Raw genomic sequence first — 21526 nt, 5'->3', positions numbered from 1 at the left:
GAGCTGTGACGTCATGTACGACCCCACAGTCGCCCGGCTCACCTACCGGGCCCTGCTCGGCCGACGCCGGGCCGCCATCCTCTTCGTCCTGCCCGCGCTCCTGATCGTCATCGCGGTGGCGGTACGGATGTTCGCGGGGGCCGACGACCAGGTGGCCTCGGACGTGCTGGGCGGTTTCGCCATCGCCACCATGGTGCCGCTGATCGGTGTGATCGCCGGGACGGGCGCCATCGGGCCCGAGATCGACGACGGTTCGATCGTCTATCTGCTGGCCAAGCCGGTCACCCGGCCGACGATCATCTTCACCAAGCTGATCGTGGCGATCGCGGTGACGATGGTGTTCTCGGCGGTGCCGACCCTGATCGCCGGTCTGATCCTCAACGGAAACGGCCAGCAGATCGCGGTGGCCTACACGATCGCGGCGTTGGTCGCCTCGATCGCCTACAGCGCGCTGTTCCTGCTGCTGGGCACGGTCAGCCGGCACGCGGTGGTCCTCGGACTCGTCTACGCGCTGGTCTGGGAGGCCCTGTTCGGCAGCCTGGTGCCCGGTGCGCGCACGCTCAGCGTGCAGCAGTGGTCCCTCGCGGTGGCGGAGAAGGTCGGCGGGGGTGGCGCGATCACCTCCGACGTCGGTCTGCCGGTCGCGACGGTGCTGCTGGCGGCGGTGACCGTGGTGGCGACCTGGTACGCGGGCCAGAAGCTGCGGACGCTGAAGCTCGCCGGCGAGGAGTGAGCGCAGGCGGCTTCTGACATGCGAAAACCCCCGTCCCATGGGCGGGGGTTTTCGCATGTCGGACAGTCTTACGCGTAACTGTACGTTTATCGGTTCGTTGTCCCTGATGCGTGGAGGCAACTCGGATCTGTGACGTCGTGGCTTTCGTGAAATCCGGAGAGCCGATGGGGCGGGAATCACCCGTCGGCCGGTCATTGAGTGAGTGGCAACCGTGAGCGTCCTCCGCCCCTGAGGCCCGGGGAGAGGGCTGTCCACCGGCGCATTCACGATCGGAAGGCAGACTCATGCCCACGGAAGTGGCCCTGCTCGAATCACGCGCGTTGCGCGTCGAACAGACGGGGCGTACCGACGCCCCGGACAAGGTGAAAAGCCTTGTCATGCTCCCGGACGGAGTTCACGTTCGCACCGAGTGCGTGGCCCGGTACTTCGAAGTATCCACAGAGGTCGTCAGGAAGGTGACCCAGCGCCATCGAGCAGGGATGGAAGAGAACGGCCTGGCCTTGTTTCGAGGCTCTGACCTGTGAAAATTCCATAGGGACATGATGTCCCTATGGGGCGGCGGTGAAGGCGAAAGTTATCCACAGGCGGCTACCCAGCTCACCCTCTACACCCGCAGAACCGTCCTCGACGTCGCCGTCCTCGACGTCACCGTCCTCAACGTCGCCATGCTCCTTCGCGACAGCGACATCGCCCGATGCGTCCGTACGTATCTCCTCGACGCCGAACAGGACCTGCGCGCCGGGTACGCCTCGCTCGAACACCGCGTCACCCGGGTCGAAAGCTGCCTCACCGGAGTCGGCAACGCCCTGCAGGAGCTCGGGCCGGTCCTGAACCGGATGTCACACCGGCTCGACATCCTCGACCGGAGGCTGGAGGTCACTCACCAGGTGGCCGGGGCCATGAGCGCGCGGCTGGGCGGTGTGTCCGAGGGACATCGTCCGGCTCGACGGGCGCATGGACGAGCTCGCGCGCAACCTCAAGGACCGAGCCGCCGGGACCTGAGCCGCCGGGGCAGGAGCCGCTGAGAAGGTCCGTGGGCCGGTGCCACCCGTAATTGACTGGCACCGGCCCTCGGAGGTACGGCACAGTGGTCGGTACGGCACCCGCCGGGTAAGGCGCCACAGACCGGGAGAGGAGCGCGGCGATGACCGAGAGTCCGAGTCCGTCGAGTTCCCGGCAAGGCGTGCCCGAGCCGGCATCGGAGTAGTCAGCGACTGCTGCGCCGAGCCGCTCCGAGCAGCACGCCGGGGCGGCCGTCCCTGCGCATCGCGCGCGGCCGCCCTCCCGGAGGATTGGCCGAGTGGTAAGGCAGCGGCTTGCTAAGCCGTCGTCGGGGCCGAAAGCCCCGCGCGCGTTCGATCCGCGCATCCTCCGCCTCAGGGCACCCGGACCCAGGGTTTCAGAGCAGTTGCTCCAGCACCACGGCGATCCCGTCGTCCTCGTTCGACGCGGTGATCTCGTGGGCGACGGCCTTCAGCGCCTCGTGTGCGTTGGCCATGGCCACACCGTGCTGCGCCCAGGCGAACATAGGGATGTCGTTCGGCATGTCACCGAAGGCGATCGTGTCCGCCGCCTTCACGCCCAGCCGACGTGCCGCCAGCGAGAGACCGGTGGCCTTGCTGAGTCCGAGCGGCAGGATCTCCACCACGCCCGGACCCGCCATGACCACGTCCACGAGATTGCCGACCGCCGCCCGCGCGGCCTTCGCCAGCGCGTCGTCGTCCAGATCGGGGTGCTGTATGTAGACCTTGTTCAGCGGAGCGGACCACATCTCGGCCGGGTCCTCGACGAGGACGGCCGGAAGCGGGCCCTCCTGTACGCGGTAGCCGGGGCCGACCAGCACTTCGCCGTCGAGCCCGTCACGGCTCGCGGCGAGGGCAAGCGGACCGACCTCGGCCTCGATCTTGGAGAGCGCGAGGCCTGCCAGCTGCCGGTCCAGCGTCAGCGATGTCAGCAGCTTGTGCTCGCCCGCGTGGTAGACCTGCGCGCCCTGGCCGCAGACCGCGAGGCCCTCGTAACCCAGGTCGTCCAGGATGTGCCTGGTCCACGGGACGGCGCGGCCGGTGACGATGATGTGCGCCGCACCGGCCGCGGTGACCGCGGCCAGTGCCTCGCGCGTGCGCTCGGAGACTGTGTCGTCGTCACGCAGCAGCGTGCCGTCGAGGTCGGTCGCGACGAGCTTGTAGGGAAAGGTCACTTGGCGACCGGCTGCAGAACCTCACGCCCGCCGAGGTAGGGACGGAGCACCTCGGGCACCCGTACCGAACCGTCGGCCAGCTGGTGGTTCTCCAGGATCGCCACGATCGTGCGCGGAACGGCGCAGAGCGTGCCGTTCAGCGTGGCGAGCGGCTGCATGACCTTCTTGCCGTCGCGGTTGTCCCGCATGCGGACGGACAGCCGGCGTGCCTGGAAGCTGTCGCAGTTGGAGGCGGAGGTCAGCTCGCGGTACTTGCCCTGGGTCGGGATCCAGGCCTCGCAGTCGTACTTCCTGGAGGCCGATGCGCCGAGGTCGCCGGTGGCGACGTCGATCACCTGGAACGGGAGGCCGAGCGCGGTGAGCCACTGCTTCTCCCAGTCCAGGAGTCGCTGGTGCTCGGCCTCGGCGTCCGCAGGGTCCACGTACGAGAACATCTCGACCTTGTCGAACTGGTGGACCCGGAAGATGCCGCGGGTGTCCTTGCCGTACGTACCCGCCTCGCGGCGGAAGCAGGGCGAGAAGCCCGCATAGCGCAGGGGCAGCTTGTCCGCGTCGATGATCTCGTCCATGTGGTACGCGGCGAGCGGTACCTCGGAGGTCCCGACCAGGTAGAAGTCGTCCTTCTCCAGGTGGTACACGTTCTCCGCGGCCTGGCCGAGGAAACCGGTGCCCTCCATGGCGCGCGGGCGGACCAGCGCGGGGGTGAGCATCGGGATGAAGCCGGCCTCGGTGGCCTGGGCGATCGCCGCGTTGACGAGGGCGAGCTCCAGCAGCGCGCCGACACCCGTCAGGTAGTAGAAGCGCGAACCGGACACCTTGGCGCCGCGCTCCATGTCGATCGCGCCGAGCGCCTCGCCGAGTTCCAGGTGGTCCTTGGGCTCGAAGCCCTCGGCGCCGAAGTCGCGGATGGTGCCGTGCGTCTCCAGGACGACGAAGTCCTCCTCGCCGCCGACCGGCACATCCGTGTGGACGATGTTGCCGAGCCGCAGCAGCAGGCTCTTGGTCTCCTCGTCCGCCTCGTTCTGTGTCGCGTCGGCCGCCTTGACGTCGGCCTTGAGCTGTTCGGCCTTCTTCAGGAGTTCGGCGCGCTCCTCCGGGGAGGCCTTGGGGATGAGCTTGCCGAGCGACTTCTGCTCGGAACGGAGCTCGTCGAACCGGACCCCGGACGACCTACGCCGTTCGTCGGCGGAGAGAAGGGCGTCGACGAGGGCGACGTCCTCTCCACGGGCGCGCTGGGAGGCGCGAACACGGTCGGGGTCCTCACGAAGCAGGCGAAGGTCAATCACCCCCCCAGGCTACCGGTGTCGGCTTCGGTAGTTCGAACCGATATTGCCAAGCGTGTCACTTTGCCCGAATTGCCGGTATTGGTAATGCTGGGGATGGAATCCGTGGCGAGCGCGAACGGGGTGCGTCAGGAAAGAGGCCCTATTCCCCTAAATGGGGCAGAAGGGTTGCGCGTCTTGACGCATCGGCCTTGCCTGAAAGGGGAGTTGGTCGCCGCTTGTCCACAGGGGTGGGTGATCGGGGAAAGTTATCCACAGGCTGTGAGGAAGATCTGTGGACACGGAGGAGATCATTCCGAAAGCCGCATGCCGGCTCGTGGATTCACGGTTCAAACCTCCTTCGCGCGCTCGTTCGGGTGGGAATTCCTCGTCCTAAAGAGTTGATCAATGGAATTGGGCTGACAAGAGGCGACCCATCGACCTGTGGACCGATCTGGGAGGGCTGGGCAGATTTGTCGACCATGTCGCATTCCGGTGTCGACTTGTCCCCAGGTCGAGACGCGCGCCTGTGGATAACTTTGCCGCCGAGGACAATCGGCTGATCGCACCGGGTGTGAGGGCGGTGTCAGGCCGACGGGAGGGGCAGCCGGACCTCCCGGACTGCAGCGGCCGTAGCGACCGAAGCGGCGACGGCCGCGCCGTCCCGAGGGGCGACGACGACCGCGACAGCCGACGGGGCGGCGGCCATGACGACAACGGCCGAAGAGGCTGAATTGTCTACATATGCAGGAAAGGCGTACTGCTCCGGTGGATCCGAGCCCTCAGGCCCGGCCGTCCTGATTCCGTGCCAGCCAGTCGGAGGCCTCGGTGAACGCCTCGTCCGACGTACCCGCACGCAGGGCCCGTACGTCCGCGGGCGCCACACCGGCCCGCGGATAGGAGCCGAGGAACCGCACCTTCGGGCAGATCCGCTTCAGGCCCATGAGCGCCTCGCCGACCCGGCGGTCGAAGATATGGCCTTCGGCGTCCACCGCGAAGCAGTAGTTACCGATCCCCGCGCCCGTCGGCCGGGACTGGATCAGCATCAGGTTCACCCCACGCACCGCGAACTCCTGGAGCAGTTCGAGCAGTGCGCCGGGGTGGTCCTCTCCCAGCCAGATGACCACGGAGGTCTTGTCCGCTCCGGTCGGCGCCGCCGGCCGGGCCGGGCGGCCCACCAGCACGAAGCGGGTCTGGGCGTTCTCCGCGTCGTGGATCTCGGTCACGAGTGGTTCGAGCCCGTAGGTCGCCGCGGCGAACTCACCGGCGAAGGCGGCGTCGTACCGCCCCTCCTGCACGAGCCGCGCGCCGTCCGCGTTGGACGCCGCCGACTCCCATACGGCCTGGGGGAGGTGGGCCGCCATCCAGTTGCGTACCTGGGGCTGCGCGGCCGGGTGCGCGGTGACCGTCTTGACGTCGGACAGCTTGGTGCCGGGACGCACGAGCAGCGCGAAGGTGATGGAGAGGAGCACTTCGCGGTAGATCATCAGCGGTTCGCCGCTGGTCAGCTGGTCGAGCGTGGTGGTGATGCCACCCTCGACGGAGTTCTCGATCGGTACGAGCGCCGCAGCGGCGGTGCCGTTGCGCACCGCGTCCAGCGCCGCCGGTACGGAGACCATCGGGACGAGTTCGCGGGTGGCGGCTTCCGGGAGCGTACGGAGAGCGACCTCGGTGAAGGTGCCCTCGGGGCCGAGATAGGCGTAGCGCGTGGCGGACATACCGTCACCCTAATGCGCCGGGATGGCTCGGAACTCCAGTACGTGGCGCCCCACACCGGGCGGAGACGGCCGCTGCCACCCGCGGTTGCTCAGGACGCCGAGGCCCGCAACTGCTGGGGAAGCCGAGGCCCGCCGCCCGTCCCACCCGCGGTGGCTGGGGAAGCCGAGGCCCGCCGCCCGTCCTCGTCTGTGCCGAGGCCCTCTGCTCGCCCCGCCGAGATGGCTCAGGATGCCGAGGCCCGCTGCCGCCCCCACGCGCGGTGGCTCACGACTCCAGGAGTCGCTGCCCCACGTACTCCCCGTCCGCCGCACCGCCCGGCACCGCGAACAGGCCGCTCGCCTCGTGACGGAGGAACGGAGACAGCGCGTCGCCCCGGTCGAGTTTGCGCTGTACGGGGACGAAGCCGCGCAGCGGATCCGCCTGCCAGCAGATGAACAGCAGCCCGGCGTCCGGGGTGCCGTCCGAGGAGATGCCGTCGTGGTACGAGAACGGGCGCCGCAGCATGGCCGCGCCGCTGTTGCGGTCGGGGGAGGAGATCCGGGCGTGAGCGTTGTCGGGGATCAGGAGCTTGCCGTCGGGGCCCGCCTTGTCGAGGTCCATCTCGGTGGTCTCGGTGCCGCCGCTGAGCGGGGCGCCGTCCGCCTTGCGCCGTCCGATGACCCGCTCCTGATGCTCCACCGTGAGCTTCTCCCAGTCGTCGAGCAGCATCCTGATCCGCCGGACGACCGCGTACGAGCCGCCCACCAGCCAGTCGTGGGTGGCTGCACCGCCGTCCGCCGCCACGAAGACCCGTCGGTCGAAGTCGCTGTCGGCCGGCTTCGGGTTGCCGGTGCCGTCGATCTGGCCCATGAGGTTGCGGGCGGTCATCGGCTTCGCGGTGGCGCCGGGGGTGCGGTTGAAGCCGTCCATCTGCCAGCGCACGGTTGCCGTAGAAGCGGCCTCCTTCTGTACGGCCCGCAACGCGTGGAAGGCGACGAGTGCGTCATCGGAGCCGATCTGTACCCAGAGGTCGCCGTTGGACCGGCCGGCGTCGAGGCGATCGGCGGAGAACGGCGGCAGCGGGTCGAGCCCGGGCGGACGGTGAGCCGTAAGGCCCGTCCGTTCGAAGAAGGTGGCGCCGAAGCCGAAGGTGACGGTCAGCGAGGACGGCCCGGCGTCCAGTGCGATACCGGTGTCGTGCCCCGTACCGTCCGCTGCGCCGCCCGCGGGTCCACCGGCCATCAGCCGCTGTGCCGCAGCCGACCAACGGCGCATCAGGGCCGCCGCCTCCTTGCGCCCGGATCCGGGGGCAAGGTCGAAGGCGATGAGGTGGCCGCGGGCCTGAAGCGGAGTGGTGATCCCCGGTTGATGTTTCCCGTGAAACATCACCTCGGTGGAGCCGACGGAGGCCAGCGCGGCCGGTGCCTCGTCCTGGGCCGCGGCATAGCCGGTGGCGCCGCCGGCCGCTCCGAGCACGAGGCCGGTGGCACCGGCCGCCCCCGCGGTACCGAGCAGCCGCCGCCGGGAGATCGCACCGGTCGCCGGCGGGCCGGAGTCACCCGCGCCCTTGTTCCTGCCGGCCGCACTGCTCGACGCGGTTGTGCTGTTCGTCTTGTTTCCGCTCACGGTCCTGCTCAGCCGATCTTCACGTTCTTGTCGACCGTGGTCTGGTCGATGTCCGAGGTCCGCACGGTGACCGCGACGTTCCAGTTGCCGGCGATCGGGATCTGGACTCCGGTGGAGGTCCAGTGACCTTCTGTCAGCCGGACGGGGAGGGCCGGCAGAGGCCCGATGTCCTTGGACTTCAGGGTGAAGGCGAGCTTCACCTCGGGGACGTCCATGGCCTTCCCGTTGATGTCGTCGATCCAGAGGTGCACCACGTTGGCTCCGGTACGCCCGGGGTCCAGGTCCATGCGGACCGTGCCCTTGCCGTTCTTGCCACCGGTGTCGAAGGGCAGGGTGAGGTTGACGGGACCGCTCGCCGCGGGCGCGGCGGCCGGTGCCGACAAGCGCGCCGCCTCCTCCTCGGTACGGCCGGGTTCGGTCGAGGTGAGGATGGTGGTCACCGCCAGCAGAGCCACCGCGACCCCCACTTCGGCCAGTACCGAGCGGCGCAGTCCCGACCGGTCGGGGTCGGCGTCGCGCATCCGCTTCTTCTCCGTGGTCGCCACGGCGGCCTGCTGCCGCGCGAGCTGGGCGGCGCGTGCGGGATTCTCGGGGGCGGCCGGTTCCGGAGTCTCCGTGTCGACGGACTGCTCCTCCTCGTCCGGTTCCGCGGTGCCGGTTTCCGTACGTGCGCCCCCGCCCCCACCGGTCGCCAGCCGGGCGGTCCACCGGCGCGAGATCCCGGCGACCCCGACGAGCACGGCGACGAGCCCCACCTTCACGAGCAGCAGTTGTCCGTATCCCGTGCCGGTCAGTGCGGACCAGGAGCCGACCTGGCGCCAGGACTGGTAGATCCCGGTGGCTGTGAGCACGAGCACGCTGATGAACGCGACCCGGGAGAAGCGCCGTACCGCGGCGGCCGTGATGTCAGGGGTGCGGTACAGCGCGACCAGCAGGGCCGCGAGCCCGCCGAGCCAGGTGGCGACGGCCAGCAGGTGGAGGACGTCGACCGGCATGGCGATGCCTGGCTGGATCCCGGTCGAGGCGTGCTCGGCCAGGGCCCAGGTCCCGGCGATACCGGCGGCGACGACCGTGCCTCCGATGGCGAGTCCGAAGGTGAGGTCCTTCTTCTCGCGTTCGTCCTCGCGCTTCGCGTACGCCCCGAACAGCACTGCGATGAACAGCGCGCCGGCGCCGAGCAGCAGCAGTCGTGAGACGAGCGCGGCGCCGGGCTTGGTGTCCAGGACCGCCTTCAGCCCGTCGAGGTCGAAGGCGTCGCCGAGTTTCCCGGAACCGGTGTAGGGGCTGCGCAGCAGCAGCATCGCGATCGTGGCGGCGGTGAGGGTCATCCAGCCGCGGACGACGAGGCGCTGGAGCGGGCGGGCGCCCGCACCGCGCTGCCAGCAGGCCAGTACGAAGGCTGCGCCGCCCGCGAGCACGATGAAGCCGGCGTATGCGGCGTAGCGGGCGATGCCGTAGAGCGTGCCGACGAGGCCGCCGCCGGCCTCGTTGTCCGGGAGGGCGACGGTGGTCTCGGAGGGGGCACCGATGGAGAAGGTGAAGGCTCCGGAGACGGGGTGGCTGTCGGCGGAGACGGCCTGCCAGGCGACGGTGTACGTACCGTCGGGCAGCCCGCTGTGCAGGGAGACGCCGTACTTCACGGTGGAGCCGCTGTGCAGATCGCGCGGGGCGTCCTCGGTGTCCGCGCGCTTGCCGTCCGGGTCCAGGACCCGGATGGAGCCCTCCCCCATGGCGACCTGTTCGGAGAAGGTGAGTGTGACTGCCTCGGGCGCGGTGTCGACCACCGCCCCGTCCTGCGGATCGCTCCCGGTGAGCGCGGCATGCGCCGACGCGGGGCCCGCGACGGCCAGCAGCAGACCGAACACCACGCCGGCCAGGGCGGCGAGGAGTCCGGCGACGGCGAGAGGCCGGCGCCGGGCGGTTGCGGACGGGGAGGGCCCGAAGGGCGGGGCGGTGGCTGTCATGGTGTGTCAGTCCCTCACTGCTTCTTCGGGTTGTGGGTGGTCTCCTTCACGGGAAGGTCGACCTTGATGGGACCGGCCTTCTCGAAGTGCAGTTCCACGGACACCGTCTCGCCCTGCTTGGGCTGCTGCTTGAGCTTCATGAACATGATGTGGTTTCCACCGCGTTCCAGATCGAGCTCACCGCCCGCGGGTACGTCGAAGGACGTCACCATGCGCATGGCCTGGTTCTTCGTCTCGTGGATCGTGACGTCGTCCGAGAGCGGACTGGTGACGGAGGTGAGCCGGTCGGAGGCGCCGCCGTTGTTCTGGACGACGAGGAAACCGGCCGCGATGTCGCTGACTGGCTGCGGCATGAACGCGCCGATGACCTTCAAGTCCGGTGTGCCGTCGGAGGTGGAGCACCCCGCCAGCGTCAGACCCATGGAAAGGGCCAGGACGCCGGCGAGGGTGGTGCGGCGGTTCACGGATTCTCCCCCTTGACGATCTTGGGGAGGTCCTTGGTGTAGTCGTCGGGCGTGGTGTCCTCGCTGTAGAGCACGTACCCCTTGTCGGTCTTCGGCGAGAAGGCGATGACCTGGGAGCCGTGCATCGAGACGACCGTGCCGTCCTTCTCCTTCTTGGGCGCGTCGATGCCGATACCGATCTGCCGGGCGCCCGCCTGGATGGTCGGGAAGTCACCGGTGAGACCGATGAAGGAGGGGTCCTGCGACTTGAGCCAGCTGCCCAGCGAGGCCGGGGTGTCCCGCTCCGGGTCGGTGGTGACGAAGACGACCTGGAGCTTCTCCTGGTCGGCCTCGGGGAGCGACTTCTTGGCGATCGCGATGTTGCTCATGATGAGCGGGCAGACGTCGGGGCAGTTGGTGTAGCCGAAGTAGATGAGCGTCGGCTTGCCCTTGGTCTGCTCGCGCAGGTCGTACTTCTTGCCGTGGGTGTCGGTCAGGACGAGATTCGGCTTGGTGAACGGCTGGTCGAGCACCGTCGCGGCCTGGGTCTTCGCCTCAACCGACACGTCGGCGATGGGCTTCTTGCTGTCGTTGTCACTGCCGCCGCAGGCGGACAGGGTGAGCGCGGCCACGGCGACGAGCGCCGCGGCCAGCACAGACTTCTTAACCATGGAGCACTGTTCCTGATGGGTCGGTGTACGGGCGGGGCTTGGGGTGGTCAGGCGGTACGCCGACGGCCGGCCAGGACGCCGAAGGCGACGCCCGCGACACCGACGACGATGCCGACGATGCCGAGCACACGGGCTGTGGTGTCACTGGAGGAGGACGCCGAAGCCGTCGTCTGCTCGTCCTCCGTGTGCTCCGCCGTGGCGTTCTTGTCGGCGGAGTCCGATCCGGAGGCGGGGGTGGCGCCGTGCGCGTCCTCGGTGGCTGCGGTCAGCTTGAGGACCGGGGCGGGGCTCTCGGGCTCCTCCGCACCGTCCTTCTGCTCCTCGATCCAGCGCACGACCTCCTTGTTGTCGTACGTCTGGATGGCCTTGAACACCAGCTGGTCGGCGTCCTCGGGGAGCTGGCCGACCGAGAGCGGGAACTGCTGGAAGCGGCCGGGCTCGATCTTGCTGCCGTCCGCGGTCCAGGTGACCTTGGAGACGGCCTCGTTGATCTTCTTGCCGTGCATGTCGAGCGGCTTGGCCAGCTTGCTCGTGGTGACGTCGATCTTCCAGCCGGGGATCGCCTGCGGCATGACGGACGCCAGCGGGTGGTCGGCCGGGAAGTTGACTTCGAGCTTGGTCGTCGCGGCGTCGTCGCGCTCGTTGGGAACCTTGAAGTTGATGACGGCGTAACCGCCCTTGGCGGCCTCGCCCTGCGGCTGGACGCTGACGTGGGCGGACGCCGTACCGGCGAGGATCAGCACGGTGGACGCGGCGACGCCGCCGACGAGGGCGATGCGGGAAACGTTCATGGCAGGGATCACTCCACAGATGCACGAAGGAAGGGTGCTCCCGCGCGCGGGTGCGCGACGGGATCGCGACACCTCTTCCTCACGAGCGGCGTGCGTACGAAGACCCGTACCGGCACCGCAGGGGTGCGTGGTGTGGGCCGCGCGTGCATCGCGTGGAGGGCGTCGCGTCAGGCTGCGAGGGTGAGTACGGAGGGCGGCCCGCGCCTGATCACCATGTGCTGCAAGTGATCCCCGGTGGCCGGGGACGGTGCGTCCACGGCGGTACGGGGGATGCGCGGCCCGGTGGCCGGTCCGCTGGGGAGTCCGGCACGCAGCGCGGCCACGAGTGCGAGCGCGGCGCGCAACGCCCGCAGCCGGGCCCCGGCCGCCACCTGCTGGGCGCCGTGGAGCGACAGCCGGGCGAGGCGGAACAGGGCGATCTCGCCGCGTCGCAGCAGCCAGCCGGCGGCTACTGCGGCCAGGAGATGGCCGAGCACCATGGGAAGGTCCGGCAGCATCCCGGCAAGGCCGGCCGAGCCTTCGGAGGCGGCGGTCGTCAGGTGCTGGTGGGTCTGCTCGGTCACCGAGGCAGGGTCGATGCCCGCGGTGGTGACGATGCGGTGGGCGTCGGTGGCGGTCAAACGGTCGGGCCCGGCGCCGCAGACGAGGCTTGCCGCGAACCGGATCAACGCGTCCTCGCCGGCCGGAACCCGGGGCGAGGCGGTGTGCGTACCCACGCCGAAGAGCGTGTGCAGGATGATCTGTCCACCGGCCAGGGCCGCGGCGATGGACGGCAGTGAACGTTCGCGTCCGGCGAGAGGAACCGCCACTGCGAGGATTCCCAGGAATCCGGCGAGCAACGTCCACCAGGGGACGGTCGCGCAGGCGGCCAGCGCGTGCCCGGCTGCGGACAACGCGATACAGACCGCGGCGAACACCGCGGCCCTCAGCAGCCGCATACCGGCTCCGGCGCGTCCCACAGACGTAGTCATGGCCGGGACATCATCCCACTGCGCCCCCTGCCTCCGTACGGCAGGTCCGGAAGGTCGTCTTCCACCCGAATAGGCGGGAGCCGGGCTGTTCGGACTGGTTACGGATGGGGCAGAACGGTTCTGTGGGCCGGGGATGCACAGGTGTGGCGAGCACGGGTATCCGCCGAATGAGCGGTCTCACATCCCGTCCGTGCTTACGAATGGCCTCGGGCGGCAATACGTATCGGTATGTCGAGCCGCAGCCAGGAGGCTGGAGCATGAGCATCTGGTGGTCACTCCATTTGCGGCGCGAAGCTGCGAGCGTTCCGCTCGCCCGTCGGTTCCTGCTCGGCACGATGGAATCCGCGGGCGTGGATCCGGACATCTCCTTCGACCTGTCGCTCGCCCTGAGCGAAGCCTGTGCCAACGCCGTCGAGCACGGCGGGACCCAAGGCGGTACGGGCGATGACACGGAGCCCTGGGACGCCTGGGAGGAGCCGTCCGGTGCTGCCTGCGGGCAGTACCGGGTCACCGCGTATCTGGACGGCGAGAAATGCCGTATCGAAGTCGCCGATTCCGGACCGGGCTTCCCCGCCAGGCGCGTACTTCGCACCGCCGCACAGCAGCACGAAGCGCATCAGCAGCACGAAGCGCATCAGAAACATGAACCGAGCCGGCAGCACGGACCTCAGCAGTACGACACGGCGCCGCCGTACGACACGAGGCAGCCGTACGGAACGCAGTACGCCGAGTACCCACCGCTCACCGCCGAGGACGGGCGGGGGCTCTGCCTGATCGAGCAGCTCGCCGATCACGTCCACTTCGGCAACAGGCCGGGGCGCGGCGGCGCGGTGGTGAGCTTCGACAAGGTACTGAAATGGCGGGAGGGCGCCCTGCTCATGGTGTCCTGAGCAGGGCGCCCTCCCGGCGCGGGGTCAGCCCTTGAGCCGGGCCATCCACGCCTCGACCTCGTCGGCCTGCCGCGGCAGCTTGTCCGAGAGGTTCCGGTTGCCGTCCTCGGTGACGAGGATGTCGTCCTCGATCCGGACGCCGATGCCGCGGTACTCCTCGGGAACCGTCAGGTCGTCGGCCTGGAAGTAGAGACCGGGCTCCACAGTGAGGCAGACACCGGGCTCCAGCGTTCCGTTGACGTACGACTCGGTCCGCGCACCGGCACAGTCGTGGACGTCCATGCCGAGCATGTGACCGGTGCCGTGCAGCGTCCAACGGCGCTGGAGGCCCAGCTCAAGGACCTTGTCCACGGACAGGTCGCCGAACAGACCCCACTCGACGAGCTTCTCGGTGAGCACGCGCTGCGCGGCGTCGTGGAAGTCGCGGAAGTCGGCGCCGGGCTTCACCGCGGCGATGCCCGCCTCCTGCGCCTCGTACACCGCGTCGTAGATCTTCCGCTGCAGCGGCGTGAACGTGCCGTTGATGGGCAGCGTGCGGGTCACATCGGCGGTGTAGAGGTCGTTGGTCTCCACACCGGCGTCGAGCAGCAGCAGTTCGCCGGGGCGCACGGCGCCGTCGTTGCGCACCCAGTGCAGGGTGGTGGCATGCGGGCCCGCGGCGCAGATCGAGCCGTAGCCGATGTCGTTGCCCTCGATGCGGGCGCGGAGGAAGAACGTTCCCTCGATGTAGCGCTCGCTCGTGGCCTCGGCCTTGTCGAGGACCTTCACGACGTCCTCGAAGCCGCGCGCGGTGCTGTCGCAGGCCTTCTCCAGCTCGGCGATCTCGAAGGCGTCCTTGACCAGGCGCGCCTCGGAGAGGAAGACCCGCAGCTCCTCGTCGCGCTCCGCGGTGACCTTGTCGGTCAGCGCGGTCTCGATGCCGGCGTCGTGACCGCGGACGTTACGGACCGGGCCGGTGGCCTCGGTCAGCGCGGCGGGCAGCTCGCGGACGTCCTTCGCCGGGATGCCCAGCAGCTGCTCGGCCTCGGTCAGGGAGTGACGGCGGCCGACCCACAACTCGCCCTGGCCGTCGAGCCAGAACTCGCCGTTCTCCCGGTCGGAGCGCGGCAGCAGGTAGACGGTCGCCTCGTGGCCGTCGCCCTTCGGCTCCAGGACGAGGACGCCGTCCTGGGTCTGGTCACCGGTGAGGTACGCGTACTCGGTGGAGGCGCGGAAGGCGTACTCGGTGTCGTTGGACCGGGTCTTCAGCCGGCCGGCCGGGATGACCAGCCGCTCGCCAGGGAAGCGCGCCGACAGAGCGGCACGGCGGTCGGCGGTGTGTCCGGCCTGGGCGATCGGCTCCAAGCCGTGCAGCTCGGTGTCGGCCCAACCGGACTTCATGCTCGCGGCGAGCTCATCGGAGACGCCCGGGTACAGGCCGTTCTTCCGCTGCTTGACCGGTTCTGTCTCTTCGGTCTCCGGGTTCTCCGGGGTGAGCTCCTCAGACACGACTTGTCTCTCCTTGATACGACACTGGACCCCCTCCATCGTACGGGCGTACGGAAGGGGGCCCAGGGCCGGAAGGCCTCTTACACAGGGTGGCCCGCCCGTGCCGGCGGGTGCGCGGCGCGCTCAGTCGAAACGGGCGGCGAGCAGGACCACGTCCTCGGTGCCGTCGCCCTGGTCGATCCCGTCGGGCAGCACGGTCCGCACCACATGGTCGGCGACCGACCCGGCATCGTGGCGCAGCGCCTTGGGGACGCTCGCCGCCGCCGAGTGAAGCCGTGCGAACGCCCGGTCCATCGAGTCACCGGCGCGGCGCAGCAGACCGTCCGTGTACAGCAGGACCGTCTCGCCCGGTGCCGGGACGATCTCCACGCTCGGCGCCTCCCAGCAGGCGAGCATGCCCAACGGGGCGGAGAGAGTGGTCTCGACGTACTCGGTGCGCCGGTCGCCGACGATCAGCGGCGGGGTGTGCCCGGCACCGGCCAGCAGGATCTTGTGGCGGGAGGGCTCGCAGTACGCGAAGAGCGCGGTCGCGGAACGGGCCGGCTCGGTCAGCCGCATCAGGAGTTCGAGATCGGAGAGCACGGCGACCGGATCCTCGCCTTCCATCACCGCGTACGCCCGCAGGCCTGCCCGCAGCCGTCCCATGGCGGCGAGGGCGCTGGGACCGGAGCCGCCGACCGAGCCCACGGCGAGGCCGAGCGCACCCTCCGGCAGGGCCAGCGCGTCGTACCAGTCGCTGCCGCTCTGCGGCGCGGCGTGATGGCGAACGGCCAGCTGCACGCCGGGCACGCGGGGCAGCCGGCTGGGCAGAAGTTCCTCGGTGATGGTGGCGACGTCGGTCCTGGCCCGCTCCAGTTCCAGCAGCCGGGCCAGATGCTCGGCGGCGTACCCGGCGTAGAGCCCGACGAGATGGCGCTGACGTTCCAGCGGTTCGGCGGGTTCGTCGTAGAGCCAGACCGCGGCGGCGAGCCGTCCGGTGCGCTCGGTGGTGATCGGCAGCGCGTAGCTGGCGGCGTAGCCGAGACGGGCGGCGACCTCGCGCCTGCGGGGGTCCAGGCTGGTGTCGCCGAGCAGATCGGGGGTGGTCAGCGGGCCGTCGGCGTTGGGCAGACCCTCCAGGATGCGGCCGTAGGAGGTGGCACTCCTCGGCACCGTCTCGATCTGGCCGAGCTCCGCGTGGGCCAGCCCGAGACCGATGGTGCTGACGGGGCCGCGGAGGTCGGACGGTTCGAAGACGACCAGTCCGCGACGGGCGCCGACCAGAGAGGCTCCGGCGTCGAGAAGCTCGTGCAGGGCGTCGTCGAGGGTGCTGGTTCTGGCCAGCCGTTCGGTGAGCTCGTGCAGCGTTGTGAGGTCGGAGACCCAGCCCGCCAGACGGTCCTGGATGAAGGCGCCGGGCGCGGCCGGTACCTCGGAGAGAGGTCCGGCAGTGTGCGCCGAAACCGGAACTGTGGGATCGATTCCAGCCACTTTCGGCAGGTGTGGGGCGCTCATGGTCGCCGGCTTTCCGACTGGTTTGTTTCGTCGAATAGCATCGCAAACCCCCATGTCATTCTGCGCCGCTATCAGTGCATCCACATGTACACGCACAAGTAAGGCGATGTCCAGCATTGTCCCTGCGGGATTTGTGGTGTCCGAGGGGTAAGTAAGTTGGCCAAAAAATGCACCCTGCGGCGGTCATTTGCGGTCGACTGGGTCTGCTCGACCGGGGGTTGCCCTCGGATGAAGTCCCGGGGGCAGCGTCATTCCGGGCATGCTGGGTACGTGAATCTGTAGATGACCAGGGGCGGTCCCGACCACCTCCGGAACCTGACAGCGGGCCCGGGCGTCCTCACCTTTGACGGCCACGCCCCCTCCCCGAGTGGCGAGGGCTGTACGACGGACGGCAGGCGCGGCACGCGCCCTGCACCTAGCCATGATTTCGACTGGAACCGGCTCGATTCGGCTCAGCACAGCTCACGCTCGGTAGCGAAGACCAACCCGTACCGCAGGCTCGACGAGCATGTACACACAGTGAAGATTCGCACACGTGGTGTGACGCGCGCGTGGTGTGATGTGGACCCTCGGCGTTCAACGGAAAGGAACGAGCGCTCATGCGCGAGATCCTCGGAAGGCGACGCAGGATGCGGTTCGGACGCAGGGGTGGGGCCGCTCGTCTGGACGCGGCCCTGACCTGTGCCACCGCATGGCAGTGGCCCGTGCTCCCCGGAGTGGGCCTCCGGCCCGCCGGCAGTCGTGGTGAGCGTGGCCGCGGCTGCGCCTGTCCCGATCCCGAGTGCGCCGTGCCCGGCGCGCACCCCTTCGATCCCGGACTCCTCGCCGCGACGACCGACGCCCGGATGGTGCGCTGGTGGTGGGCGAACCGGCCCGCCGCGCCGGTCCTGCTGGCCACGGGCGGGCGTGCGCCGTGCGCACTGAGCCTGCCGGCGGTGGCCGGGGCCCGCGCACTGGCCGAGCTCGACCGGATGGGCATGCGGCTCGGCCCCGTGGTGGCGACGCCGACCCGGTGGTCGCTGCTGGTCGCTCCGTACACCCTCGAACGGCTCGGTGAACTACTGCACGCCCAGGACTGGGTGCCGAGTTCGCTGCGGTTCCACGGCGAGGGCGGCTATCTGGTTCTTCCGCCGTCCGAGATCGGCACGGGGCAGGTGCGCTGGGAGCGGGCTCCGGACCGGGGCTCCAGGCCGGGCCCCGGGGGCGGAGCGCCGGTCCGGGCGGTGGCGTCGCCGTGGCTGCCGGATGTGGGGGCGGTGCTGGACGCGCTGGTCCAGGCGAGCAACAGTGCCCCGGACGGCGGAAGCCGGCTCGCGTACTGACCGACGGGCTGCGGGCCGATGGCTCGCGCACTGACCGACGGGCGCTGGCCGATGGCGTACGTACTGACCGACGGTCGCGGGCCGATGGGGGGCGGGTTCGCTCTGCCGGGTCCGGTTGGGTCGCTGGGGCCGGTTCGGGCCGACGGGCCGAGGGGCGGACGACCGGGGCGAAGGGCGGACGGCCGGGGGCGAAGGGCGGACGGCCGCTCCGCCGTACTTCGCGTGCACTGCTGGAAGTGGCGCGCGGTCGGCGGCCGGATGCCTCGGGAATGTCGGGTCCGGTATGCCCGCGATGGTCGGCGTTCGCCGTGCCGCTTCCGTTCTTGATCCTTATCTGTTCTTTTCGGTCCGCCCTCATTGCCGACCGCTGTCGGGTACCTGGCGTTTCACTTCCGGGTGAGGTGATCGATGCGGGTGTTTCGGTCATGCGATGAAGGCTGTTTCGGTCATGTGGTGAGTGCTGTTTCAGTCATGCAAAGTCTGCCGGTGCAAAGTCTGCCGGTGGTCGGCTTTCTGATGCGCCTTCCGAAAGTCGTTCGAACTGTCTTCGAGGATCTCTTCGGGAGTTGCTCCGAGGCATATTCGGAAAGGGAGCGGGCCGGCGACTTCTGTCCGATACCGAGCGGTCCGGTGACGCGAGGCGCCGTTGTCGTCGCAGGGTCCAACCGGGCTTCCCTGGAGGAAGGTTGACGCCACGCCACTGCGGAAGCCGCCGCAGGGGTGCGTGAAGGGCGGCGGGGGCGGGGCGGGGCGGCACGTGAAGCCGAGGCTTGCCCAGGGGAGTCTGTGCAGGGCCTGTGCGCGGTTCGTGCGCCGCGTGGTGCGCCGTGCGCGCCGGGCCTGGACATGAGGATGCCCGATCGCTGGCGACGGGGGATGCACCAGCGACCGGGCTTCTAGAACGGTAACAAGAGATCTGCCGTTCGCAAATTCGATCTCGCGTATTCGGACAGCGATTTACCTGTGAGTACGGTGAGTTGTGACGGGTGTCACCGTACGGGCCGGGTGATGGTCACTGTCAGCTGAGGGTCACTTGGCGGTTGGTGAGCCCGCCACGCGCCCGCCGCTCCTCGGCCGTGAGCGGCGCGTCCGAAGCGAGCGCCGTCGCGAGCCGTTCCGCGAACGCGGCGGCGGGCTTCTCGCAGTCCTCGGCGACCATGGCGCTCGGCAGGTCCCAGACAGGGACCATCAGGCCGTGCGCGCGGAAGGAGCCGACCAGCCGGGTCCCCTCACCGAGCGACGAGGTGCCGGCGGCGTGCAGCCGGGCGAGTGCGTCGAGGAGCTGCTCCTCGGGGTGCGGCATGACCCAGCGCAGGTGGTTCTTCTCCGGGGTCTCGCACCAGTAGGCGGCGTCCACTCCGGAGAGGAGGACGGTCGGGATCGCCGCGTCGTTGGCGCGCTCCAGGGACGCGGACACCTCGGCCGTGGCGTTCTCGGCGTCCGGTACCCAGAACTCGAAGCCCGGGTGCACGACGGGCGCGAACGGCGCGTCGGCGTCGAGGACGTCCTGGAGCCGCGGCCCCTCGGCGGGTACGCGCCTGGCGGCGACGGGCGAGCCGGGCTCGGCCTCCAGGGCTCGCTGGAGGGTGTCGGCGAGGTCGCGGCTGAGGTCGCCCGAGGAGGTGTCGTTCTGCAGGGCGAGCAGGACCGAACCGTCGTCGCGGCGCAGGGCGGGCCACGCCATCGGGAGGACGGTCGCGAGCGTCACCGACGGCACGCCCTCGGGCAGTCCGCCCTTCAGCGTCAGTTCGACCGTCGCGGCGGGCACCAGTTCACGCAGTGCGACCCAGTCGCATTCGCCGGCCAGCCCTTCGAAGGGGCGCTGGACCAGCTCGGTCACGGCCTGGGCGGCGGCGCGGCCGTGACAGGCCTTGTACCGGCGGCCCGAACCGCACGGGCAGGGCTCGCGAGCCCCGACCACCGGGATCTCGCCGTCCGTGAGCTGCTGCTTCCCGGCCTTGGTCTGAGGGCGCTTCTTCGCCATGGTGGGCTTTCTCCCGATTGCGACAGTGCGGTCTGGGCCGCGAGCCTAGCCGTCCGTGCGCCGTCCGGGGGGCGTGGGCGGCGCACGGACGGCGGACACGGCGCCGCCGCGGGGCTCCGTCGCGCCGGTTGCCCGTCGGCGCGGGAGTCGGGGCACGCCCTGGAGACCGTGCTCGCCGGGGCCTGCGAGCAGGATGGACGGCCTGCCGGGCCAGTTCCTGGGGGTGGGTGCCCGGTCACTGCCGGTGCGCCGCCCGGCTTCAGCCCGCGTCGTCGAACGTGCCGGCGAAATCCAGCCCGCCGAGGTCTGCCGCACCGGCCGTACCCGAGCCGCCGCCCGGCAGTCCTGACACCCGCGGGGCTCGCCCGTTGTTCCGGGCGCCGCCCGGCTGCTCGCCCGGCCGCTCGTCGGGGCGGCCGTGTCCCTCGTTGACCAGCACCCAGACCGTGACCTCGCCGGACGAGTCGTCACGTACGCCCCACTCCTCGGCGAGGGCGCTGATGATGTTGAGCCCCCGGCCGCCGCGAGCGGTCACCGACGGAGTGGCCGGAACCGGCCGGGTCGGACCGCCTCCGTCCGTCACCTCGACGGTCAGCCCGCCCGCTCTGTCGACGCGCCAGGCGGCGCGCACGTCGCCGTCTCCCACGTCGGTGTGCAGGCCCAGCGGCCTGCCGTGCCGGCAGGCGTTGCTGAGCAGTTCGGAAAGGATCAATACAGCATCGTCGACGACCGAATCGGACACCCCGTGGCTGCGCAACTGCTCACGCATCCGGTGCCGTGCCTGACCCACGCCCGCAGGGCCATGGGGTACGGCCATGCTCGACGACGTGGGCACTTCCTGTGCCACCACCAACGCCACCCCCGAGACCTCCTTTGCCCCACGCCACGGAGTGGATGCCCCCCTGGACTGGACCGGAAACCGGCCAATGGCCTGCGAGTGACGCACTCGTAACGATCGGGTACGCGCCGAATGCGCCGGTGTACTCCCTGTGATCGGTGGTGAGCGGGTGCCGTCCCTCGTTGCCGACGGGCCCTAGGCGCGCCCCAGCTGTGCCAGAACCTGCTTCGGGCGGTTGGTGATGATGGCCTCGACGCCGAGCCGGACGCAGAGCTCGACGTCCTCCGGTTCGTTGACCGTCCAGACGTGCGCCTGATGACCGGAGCGGTGCAGACGGTCGATGTACCCCGGGTGGTTGCGTACGATCCGCATCCCCGGTCCCGCGACGAGGGCACCCGCCGGCAGCCGTCCGTCGCGCAGTCGCGGTGAGACGAACTGCATCAGGTATACGGTGGGAAGTTCGGGTGCGGCGTCCTGGATACGGTGCAGTGAGCGGGCCGAGAAGCTCATGATGCGGACCGGCGAGGGGCCGTCGGAGGGCGGCACGTCGAGCTCGAAGCGCTTCAGAAGGTGCAGCAGCCGCTCCTCGACCTGGCCGGCCCAGCGCGTCGGGTGCTTGGTCTCGATGGCCAGCTGCAGCGGACGGCCGCCGGCTCTCGTCTCGACGAGGAGCTCGAGGAGCCGTTCCAGGGTGAGTACGGAGGTGAGCTCGCCCGGCACCGGATCCCAGTCCGGTGACTCGGCCTCCTCGCGGTCCTTCCACGAGCCGAAGTCGAGGGCTGCGAGTTCGTTGAGCTCCAGGGCGGAGACGGCGCCGCGGCCGTTGGAGGTGCGGTTCACCCGGCGGTCGTGTACGCATACGAGATGGCCGTCGGCCGTGAGCCGTACATCGCACTCCAGGGCGTCCGCACCGTCCTCGATCGCCTTCCGGTACGCGGCCAGGGTGTGCTCGGGGGCGTCGTCGGACGCGCCCCGGTGTGCGATGACCTGGATGGGATGCTGGCTGGGGCGCTGCGGCCGTGCTTGGGTCACCCGCATCATGGTGTCACCGGGAGACCATGGACGTGCGCACCTTGTGGCGCGAGGCCGTTTTGTCCGATGTAAAGGCTCGTGCACAGATGCACAGGTCCTGCTTACAGTGGCCTGACGTGCTG

Annotated in this window: 17 protein-coding genes, 1 tRNA gene and 1 pseudogene; 5 read left to right on the top strand and 14 right to left on the bottom strand. The window is 69.9% G+C overall.

Going from position 1 to position 21526, the window contains the following annotated elements:
• Positions 1-13 precede the first annotated feature (13 nt).
• The 3 genes and pseudogenes from ABT025_RS00730 to ABT025_RS00720 all read left to right on the top strand — a co-directional run bounded on the left by ABT025_RS00730 (position 14) and on the right by ABT025_RS00720 (position 2107).
• The gene (locus tag ABT025_RS00730) at positions 14-733 is read left to right on the top strand and encodes an ABC transporter permease (RefSeq protein ID WP_350988272.1); all 720 of its coding nucleotides are present in this window, start codon (positions 14-16) and stop codon (positions 731-733) included.
• A gap of 284 nt (positions 734-1017) precedes the next feature.
• Positions 1018-1735, top strand: a pseudogene (locus tag ABT025_RS00725) (hypothetical protein).
• Between the two features lie 284 nt (positions 1736-2019).
• Positions 2020-2107 (top strand) — tRNA-Ser (locus tag ABT025_RS00720).
• 25 nt (positions 2108-2132) lie between these two features.
• On the opposite strand, the gene ABT025_RS00715 is transcribed toward ABT025_RS00720, so the two are convergent.
• From ABT025_RS00715 to ABT025_RS00675, 9 genes are all read right to left on the bottom strand, one after another.
• Complete coding sequence (locus ABT025_RS00715) at positions 2133-2930, bottom strand: HAD family hydrolase (protein ID WP_350988270.1); 798 nt, start codon at positions 2928-2930, stop codon at positions 2133-2135.
• Positions 2927-4216: a serine--tRNA ligase gene (gene serS, locus ABT025_RS00710; RefSeq protein ID WP_350988265.1), complete on the bottom strand. Its 1290-nt coding sequence runs from the start codon at positions 4214-4216 to the stop codon at positions 2927-2929. Before serS ends, ABT025_RS00715 begins: the two co-directional genes overlap by 4 nt.
• Positions 4217-4974: 758 nt before the next feature.
• Positions 4975-5910 (bottom strand): prephenate dehydratase, encoded by a 936-nt coding sequence (gene pheA, locus ABT025_RS00705; protein ID WP_350988263.1) that lies wholly within the window; start codon positions 5908-5910, stop codon positions 4975-4977.
• Between the two features lie 265 nt (positions 5911-6175).
• Entirely contained in the window at positions 6176-7420 is a 1245-nt protein-coding gene (efeB, locus tag ABT025_RS00700) for an iron uptake transporter deferrochelatase/peroxidase subunit (RefSeq protein WP_502971870.1), read from the bottom strand.
• Positions 7421-7524: 104 nt separating this feature from the next.
• Entirely contained in the window at positions 7525-9480 is a 1956-nt protein-coding gene (locus ABT025_RS00695) for a copper resistance CopC/CopD family protein (RefSeq protein ID WP_350988259.1), read from the bottom strand.
• A 14-nt stretch (positions 9481-9494) separates the two neighbouring features.
• Complete coding sequence (locus tag ABT025_RS00690; RefSeq protein ID WP_350988257.1) at positions 9495-9944, bottom strand: copper chaperone PCu(A)C; 450 nt, start codon at positions 9942-9944, stop codon at positions 9495-9497.
• Positions 9941-10594, bottom strand: a complete 654-nt coding sequence (locus tag ABT025_RS00685; RefSeq protein ID WP_350988254.1) for an SCO family protein — start codon at positions 10592-10594, stop codon at positions 9941-9943. Before ABT025_RS00685 ends, ABT025_RS00690 begins: the two co-directional genes overlap by 4 nt.
• Before the next feature lie 47 nt (positions 10595-10641).
• Entirely contained in the window at positions 10642-11385 is a 744-nt protein-coding gene (locus ABT025_RS00680) for a YcnI family copper-binding membrane protein (protein WP_350988252.1), read from the bottom strand.
• Positions 11386-11552: 167 nt separating this feature from the next.
• Positions 11553-12356, bottom strand: a complete 804-nt coding sequence (locus ABT025_RS00675; RefSeq protein ID WP_350988250.1) for a hypothetical protein — start codon at positions 12354-12356, stop codon at positions 11553-11555.
• 257 nt (positions 12357-12613) lie between these two features.
• Between ABT025_RS00675 and ABT025_RS00670 the strand changes: the two genes are divergently transcribed.
• Positions 12614-13246: an ATP-binding protein gene (locus ABT025_RS00670; protein ID WP_350988248.1), complete on the top strand. Its 633-nt coding sequence runs from the start codon at positions 12614-12616 to the stop codon at positions 13244-13246.
• 24 nt (positions 13247-13270) lie between these two features.
• Here ABT025_RS00670 and ABT025_RS00665 read toward each other — a convergent pair whose 3' ends face one another.
• Together ABT025_RS00665 and ABT025_RS00660 are read right to left on the bottom strand one after the other, a co-directional pair.
• A complete protein-coding gene (locus tag ABT025_RS00665) occupies positions 13271-14734 on the bottom strand; it encodes an aminopeptidase P family protein (RefSeq protein WP_350988246.1) in 1464 nt (487 codons plus the stop codon).
• Between the two features lie 123 nt (positions 14735-14857).
• Entirely contained in the window at positions 14858-16228 is a 1371-nt protein-coding gene (locus ABT025_RS00660; protein WP_350988244.1) for a PP2C family protein-serine/threonine phosphatase, read from the bottom strand.
• Positions 16229-16827: 599 nt separating this feature from the next.
• On the opposite strand from ABT025_RS00660, the gene ABT025_RS00655 reads away from it, so the two are divergent.
• Complete coding sequence (locus ABT025_RS00655; protein WP_350988242.1) at positions 16828-17550, top strand: bifunctional DNA primase/polymerase; 723 nt, start codon at positions 16828-16830, stop codon at positions 17548-17550.
• Between the two features lie 1018 nt (positions 17551-18568).
• On the opposite strand, the gene ABT025_RS00650 is transcribed toward ABT025_RS00655, so the two are convergent.
• From ABT025_RS00650 to ABT025_RS00640, 3 genes are all read right to left on the bottom strand, one after another.
• Entirely contained in the window at positions 18569-19534 is a 966-nt protein-coding gene (locus ABT025_RS00650) for a DUF5926 family protein (RefSeq protein ID WP_350988240.1), read from the bottom strand.
• 259 nt (positions 19535-19793) lie between these two features.
• Positions 19794-20480: an ATP-binding protein gene (locus ABT025_RS00645; RefSeq protein ID WP_350988238.1), complete on the bottom strand. Its 687-nt coding sequence runs from the start codon at positions 20478-20480 to the stop codon at positions 19794-19796.
• 87 nt (positions 20481-20567) lie between these two features.
• Positions 20568-21413, bottom strand: coding sequence for a glycerophosphodiester phosphodiesterase (locus ABT025_RS00640; protein WP_350988236.1), 846 nt, complete (start codon positions 21411-21413; stop codon positions 20568-20570).
• Positions 21414-21526: the final 113 nt, after the last annotated feature.

The sequence above is a fragment of the Streptomyces sp. NPDC002809 genome, assembly GCF_040295435.1.
Classification (GTDB): domain Bacteria; phylum Actinomycetota; class Actinomycetes; order Streptomycetales; family Streptomycetaceae; genus Streptomyces.
The sequence above is the reverse complement of the archived record's forward strand: the minus strand, read 5'-3'. Positions and strand labels throughout refer to the sequence as shown.